Origin of the sequence: Pseudoalteromonas sp. S1610 (assembly GCF_005887465.1) — a bacterium.
GTDB classification, from domain to species: domain Bacteria; phylum Pseudomonadota; class Gammaproteobacteria; order Enterobacterales; family Alteromonadaceae; genus Pseudoalteromonas; species Pseudoalteromonas undina.
In genome coordinates this window covers 1-275 of the sequence record NZ_PNDI01000106.1, presented here as the reverse complement: position 1 = coordinate 275, position 275 = coordinate 1, and the positions used below count along the sequence as shown (strand labels likewise).

The 275-nt window shown below is 46.2% G+C and carries 1 protein-coding gene; it reads right to left on the bottom strand.

What is annotated here, in order from left to right; translation table 11 throughout:
• A partial coding sequence (locus CWB77_RS17990) for a M13-type metalloendopeptidase (RefSeq protein ID WP_138623869.1) occupies window positions 1-275 on the bottom strand: 275 nt, incomplete at both ends.

Genomic DNA, 275 nt, shown 5'->3' with positions numbered 1-275 from the left:
CGTATAGCCTTCAATAATGGGCGCTTTCGAATCACCCAGCGATAGCTGATACGCTTTATAAGCGACGGTTAAGCCGCCTAAATCACCAATGTTTTCACCCAGTGTCAGCTCACCATTAACGCTGGCATCTTCAAACGGTTTATATTGATTATACTGTGCAACTAAGGCAGCACTTCGCTGTTCAAACTGCTTAAGGTCTGACTCGCTCCACCAATTACGTAAATTGCCATCACCGTCGTATTTTGCCCCTTGGTCGTCAAAGCCATGGCCTAACT